This is a genomic window from Microbacterium sp., from assembly GCF_049661145.1.
Classification (GTDB): domain Bacteria; phylum Actinomycetota; class Actinomycetes; order Actinomycetales; family Microbacteriaceae; genus Microbacterium.
The window spans coordinates 1-4,188 of the sequence record NZ_JBASZT010000231.1 but is presented as its reverse complement, the minus strand read 5'-3'; the positions used below and the strand labels follow the sequence as shown (position 1 = coordinate 4,188).

The following is a 4,188-nucleotide window of genomic DNA, read 5'->3' as shown; positions in this document are numbered from 1 at the left end:
GCCCGCACGAGCGCGCCCGCGAGGCGGATACCGTCGTCAGCTTTTTCAGTGGCGCTGCCGCGCCGTGGGGCGAGAATGTCTGGCTCATGTCGCGAGACTTTCGAGCTAGATGAAGGTGGGGATGTCGGTCCAGGCCGCCGGAGCCGCGGCGATGCCGTCGCGGATGACCGTGCCTTCGATGAGGCCGTAGGGGCGGTCGGCGGCGTAGAAGACCTCGTTGGGGTTCTCCAGGCCGAAGGGCGAGAGATCGTAGACGAAGTGGTGCTTGTTCGGCATCGCGAACTTGACCTCGGCGATCTCGGGACGCGCCGCGATGGCCGCCTTGCCCATCTCGAACAGCGTCTGCTGCAGCGCCAGCGAGTGCACCGTGGCGAAGGTGGAGAGCAGGATCGCGCTCACCTCGTCGTAGAGACCGTTGTAGTCGATGCCGGCCTCGACGGCCTCGGGAAGGAACCGCCAGCGGCCGGTGACGGACGTGGCCATGATCCGGTCGTTGGTCTCGACGAGCGTCGTGTACTTGTCGCGGGGGAAGCCGGCGAACTCGCTGCCCGTGGACTTCAGGACGACGAGGTCCTTGACACCACCGGTGACGTGGGTCTCGCCGTCGATGATCTGCACGGTCGCGAGTCGCGTGCCCTGGCCCTTGCGGACGAACGAGTGGTCGTGCTCGGCGCCGTCGACGAGGATGCGCTCCCACTCGTACTTCTCGGCCTGCCACAGGCCGCCCTCGATCCAGTCGAAGTCGTTCGTGAAGTGCGTACCGAGCTTCAGCAGGTACTCCTCCGGCGAGGCGATCCCGTACTCCTTGGCGAAGGCGAAGGCGGTGTTCTTCTGGGTGTCGGTGGCGACGACGAGGGCGTTGTCTCCCACGAGGTAGGAGTCGACGAGGGCGGCACCACGCAACTGTGAGGTGACATTGAGGTCGATGATTTCGTGGCGGGCCGTGTCGCGCACGATGCGAACGACTCGGTTCTCCGCCTTTCCGTACTTGTTGGCTCCGAGGCTGACGCTGACATCGGTCATGAGAGGACTCCGTTGTTGTGGGGAAATACCGTCCTCGTGAAGCTATCGCTTAAGACATTAATCGGGCATTGCGTGCAGGTTAAATGGATGTTTCGGTCGCAATTGACACGGCCAGAGCGGCCCCCAGCGTCGAGTCACGGGTCGGCTTTTCCGGGGCGCTGCCGCGCCGCGGGGGCGAAGAAATCTGCCCGGGGAGGCGGGACTTTCGCTTCAGCTTTTCAGTGGCGCTGCCGCGCCGTGGGGCGAGAGAGTCTGCCTCGGGGATGCGAGATTCGGGTCAGCTTTTCAGCGGCGCTGCCGCGCCGTGGGGCGGGAAAGTCTGGGTCATGTCACGAGACTTTCGCATCAGCTGCCGCGATAGGTCGAGTACGCGAACGGACTCAGCAGTAGCGGCACGTGGTAGTGCGCGGCCGCTTCGACGGTGAAGGCGATCTCGACGCGCGGGTAGAAAGTCGCCACGGAGCGTCCCGCGAAGTAAGTGCCCGTCGCGAATCGCAGCGCATAGTCGCCGGCGGGCAGGACGTCGGGGCCGAGTGCGAGACGCCCATCGTCGTCGGTGTCGCCGGTGGCGACGACGGCGCCGGCTGCGTCGGTCAGCGTCACGCTGACACCCGCGGCCGGAGTGCCCGCTGTCGCGTCGAGGATGTGCGTCGTCAGGTGGGCCATCGTCATTCCTTCTTCTCTTCGGAAAGGTTCGTGCGCAGGCGCAGCACCGCGATCTCGCGCAGCTGCAGCAGTGCCTCGGTGGTCTCTTCTTCGTCGGTGTTGCCGATTCTGCGCCGCGCCTCGGCGAGCATCTCGGCGGGGGTGCGTCCCGCCGCGCGGATGAGGAAAACGCGGCCGAAACGCTCCTCGTACGCCGCGTTGGCCTCGGCGATGGCCGCGGTGAGGTCGTCGGATGCCGAGGCCATCGCCGCCTGCTCGCTTCGCGAGGCGTCGGCCTCCGCGCTGGATCCCGCGGGCTTCTGTCCGATGCGCGGGTGATGCGCGAGCGCGGCGTCGAGATCGGCGGATGTCCACGCCCGTGCAGCGCCGTCGGCAGCCGCCGCGGCGTCGTCGACGGAGGCGTACGGGCGGCCGGCAGCGACAGCGTCCGCCCAGGCGGGGATCGCGGCCCACACCGACGCGATGGCGACCGCCTCCGTCGAAGGGGCGGTGTTGAACGAGGCGAGGTCCATGCGGAGACAGTAGCGCGTCTGCGCTTCGCGCGCCCGGCCGCGCCGCGCCGCGGTCAAGTGTGCCCGTGTCCGTTGACACGAGCCCTGCCGCCGAGCAGCAGGTCTCAGTCGGCCAGGAGCCAGGCGGCTGTGTCGGCGGGGAGAGTGTCGTCGTGGATGGGTTCGCTTGCGACCACGAGGGTCCCCGGCGGCAGCGCGACCGGCTCGGAGCCGAGGTTCACGACGACGGTCACGTCGCCGTTGCGCACCGCGATGACGTCGGTGGGGTAGCCGTCGAGCCACTGGATCGCGCCCTGGCCGAGGCCGTGCTCGCGTCGGGTGGCGAGCAGGGTGCGGTAGAGCCACAGGGTCGAGTCGGGGTCGTTCTCCTGCGTGTCCCGTGCGAACTGCGCCCACTCCGCCGGCTGCGGCAGCCACGAGGCGCCCGTGTCGTTGAAGCCGAACGCGGGGGCTTCGGCGGTCCAGGGGATCGGCACCCGGCATCCGTCGCGCCCATAGCGCTCGCCGCCGGTGCGGAACCAGTTCGGATCCTGGCGCACTTCGTCGGGAAGGTCGGCGACCTCGGGAAGGCCGAGCTCCTCGCCCTGGTAGAGGTATGCCGAGCCGGGCAGGGCGAGCATGAGCGTCGTCGCGGCGCGGGCGCGACGCAACCCCACGACGGTGTCGGGGAGGACGGGCGAGTCCGGGCCGAGGCCGTCGTCGTGCCGCTCCGACTGCGGCAGCGCGAGCCGCGACGCGTGACGGATGACGTCGTGGTTCGACAGCACCCACGTGGCGGGTGCCCCGACGGCGGGGTACGCGCGCAGCGACTCGGAGATGACTTCGCGGAGCGCGGTGGCATCCCACGCGGTGAGCAGGTACGGGAAGTTGAACGTCTGCTGCATCTCGTCGGGACGGACGAACAGCGCCGTCTTGTCGACCGTCGGCGCCCATGCTTCGCCGCACAGCGCGCGGTCGCCGTCGTACTCCGCGAGAATCTCATGCCAGTCGCGGTATACATCGTGCACGCCCTCCTGACCCCAGTACGGCGACTCGTGGAGGCTCGCCTCGGTGGCCTCGGCATCCACCGGAGGGAGGTGATCGGGCAGACCGTCGGTCTTGACGAGGCCGTGGGCGACATCGACGCGGAACCCGTCCACGCCACGATCGAGCCAGAAGCGCAGGATGCTGCGGAACTCCTCCTGCACCTCGGGATTGGCCCAGTCCAGGTCGGGCTGCGTGGCGTCGAAGAGATGGAGGTACCACTGGCCGGGCGTGCCGTCCGCCTCGGTCACGCGGGTCCAGCCGTCGCCGCCGAACACGGACTCCCAGTTGTTGGGCGGCAGTTCGCCGTGCTCGCCCTTTCCGTCGCGGAAGAGGTAGCGGGCGCGCTCGGGGCTGCCCGGAGCCGCCGCGAGCGCCGCCTGGAACCAGGGATGTTCGCTCGACGTGTGGTTCGGGACGAGGTCTACGACGACGCGGATGCCGCGGGTGTGCGCCTCGGTGAGCAGGTCGTCGAAGTCCGCGAGGGTGCCGAACAGCGGGTCGACATCGCGATAGTCGGCGACGTCGTAGCCGTGGTCGTTCTGCGGCGAACGGTAGAAGGGGCTGAGCCACACGGCGTCCACTCCGAGGGCGACGAGGTCGTCGAGATGCGCCGTCACGCCCGGCAGATCGCCGATGCCGTCGCCCGACGCATCCGCGAACGAGCGAGGGTAGATCTGGTAGATCACCGCGGTGCGCCACCATTCAGCACCCGGACGGGTCTCGCGGATGGCGGGGAAGGGAGAGGTGAGCTGCGACGTCATGCGAGCCAGCATAGCGCAAGCGCTTGCGCAGGGGTGGGCGGATGTGGGGGTTTGGGGGAGCTCTTGCGGGCGGGTCGCATCTGGTCGTATTCGCGGGTGTGTGGCGACCATTCGCGACCCCGCGGGCGACTCTGGCGGGGGTGCTTTGCGGGGGGGTCGCATCTGGTCGTATTCGCGGGTGTGTGGCGACCATTCGCGAC

4 protein-coding genes are annotated in these 4,188 nt (G+C 68.8%); all 4 read right to left on the bottom strand.

The window, feature by feature from the left end; genetic code table 11:
- Positions 1-105 precede the first annotated feature (105 nt).
- On the bottom strand, positions 106-1,023 hold the full coding sequence (pucL, locus tag WBP48_RS09765) for a factor-independent urate hydroxylase (protein ID WP_424439594.1): 918 nt from the start codon (positions 1,021-1,023) through the stop codon (positions 106-108).
- 345 nt (positions 1,024-1,368) lie between these two features.
- Positions 1,369-1,695, bottom strand: a complete 327-nt coding sequence (uraH, locus tag WBP48_RS09760; RefSeq protein WP_424439591.1) for a hydroxyisourate hydrolase — start codon at positions 1,693-1,695, stop codon at positions 1,369-1,371.
- On the bottom strand, positions 1,692-2,201 hold the full coding sequence (gene uraD / locus WBP48_RS09755) for a 2-oxo-4-hydroxy-4-carboxy-5-ureidoimidazoline decarboxylase (protein ID WP_424439588.1): 510 nt from the start codon (positions 2,199-2,201) through the stop codon (positions 1,692-1,694). The genes uraH and uraD overlap by 4 nt, the downstream gene beginning before the upstream one ends.
- A gap of 104 nt (positions 2,202-2,305) precedes the next feature.
- Entirely contained in the window at positions 2,306-3,988 is a 1,683-nt protein-coding gene (locus tag WBP48_RS09750) for a glycoside hydrolase family 13 protein (protein WP_424439585.1), read from the bottom strand.
- Positions 3,989-4,188 lie beyond the last annotated feature (200 nt).

What these genes read in the sequence shown, in the direction of transcription:
- pucL (WP_424439594.1), bottom strand. Translation starts at nt 1,023, where the DNA reads ATGACCGATGTCAGCGTCAGCCTCGGAGCCAACAAGTACGGAAAGGCG.
- uraH (WP_424439591.1), bottom strand. Translation starts at nt 1,695, where the DNA reads ATGACGATGGCCCACCTGACGACGCACATCCTCGACGCGACAGCGGGC.
- uraD (WP_424439588.1), bottom strand. Translation starts at nt 2,201, where the DNA reads ATGGACCTCGCCTCGTTCAACACCGCCCCTTCGACGGAGGCGGTCGCC.
- WBP48_RS09750 (WP_424439585.1), bottom strand. Translation starts at nt 3,988, where the DNA reads ATGACGTCGCAGCTCACCTCTCCCTTCCCCGCCATCCGCGAGACCCGT.